The following is an 877-nucleotide window of genomic DNA, read 5'->3' on the forward strand; positions in this document are numbered from 1 at the left end:
GAACGCATGAGAGCACCGATCACCCTGAAGGGCGCGCAGCGTCTGCGCGAAGAGCTTGACCACCTGAAGTCGGTCAAGCGCCCGAAGGTCATCGCGGCGATCGCCGAAGCGCGTGAGCACGGCGATCTCAAGGAGAACGCCGAGTACCACGCCGCGCGCGAAGAGCAGGGCTTTATCGAAGGCCGCATCAAGCAGCTGGAAGGCGAGCTTTCGCATGCCGAGATCATCGACATCACCAAGCTCAATGCCGGCAGCAAGGTGGTGTTCGGCGCCACCGTCGAGTTGTGCGACGTGGAGAGCGATGAAGAGAAGCGCTACCAGATCGTGGGCGACCTGGAGGCCGACATCAAACTCGGCCTGATCGCGATCTCCTCGCCGCTGGCACGCGCCCTGATCGGCAAGCTGGAAGGCGATGCGGTCACCATCGACGCACCGGCCGGCCAGCGCGAGTACGAAATCGTCAGCGTCCAGTACCTGGCCTGACATGGCCACGGCGACATTGCTGTTGCCGGCGCGCAGCCGCTTCCCGGCCGCGCCTTTGCCCGACGACGTGGCGAAGGCGCTGGGGCGCGCCGAGCGCAGCAGCGTCGACGGGGGCGAGCGTGCCCAGCTGCAGCGGCATTTCCAGCTGCAGCCGGCGCACTGGCCGGTGGCCGCACTGACCCGCCAGCTGGACGTCGGCGATGCCGGCGAGGCGGTCTGGCTGCGCGCCGATCCGGCCAACGTGGTGCCGGACATGCAGGGCGCGCGGATGATGGGTCACGGCGATACGCTGCGGCCTGATGCGGAGGATGTGGCCCGGTTGTTGCCGGCGCTGCAGCCGCTGTTTGCCGGGTTCGGCTTCACCCTGGATGCCCCGGTGCCGTCGCGCTGGTAC

At 68.0% G+C, this 877-nt stretch carries 1 protein-coding gene and 1 pseudogene; both read left to right on the top strand.

Annotated elements, in window-relative coordinates:
• The first annotated feature begins 6 nt into the window (after positions 1-6).
• Positions 7-483, top strand: a complete 477-nt coding sequence (gene greA, locus ACXJKJ_RS30270) for a transcription elongation factor GreA (protein WP_457395083.1) — start codon at positions 7-9, stop codon at positions 481-483.
• A 1-nt stretch (position 484) separates the two neighbouring features.
• Positions 485-877: pseudogene (locus ACXJKJ_RS30275) on the top strand (hypothetical protein); the annotation flags it as partial.

Source organism: Roseateles sp. P5_E1, assembly GCF_054049335.1.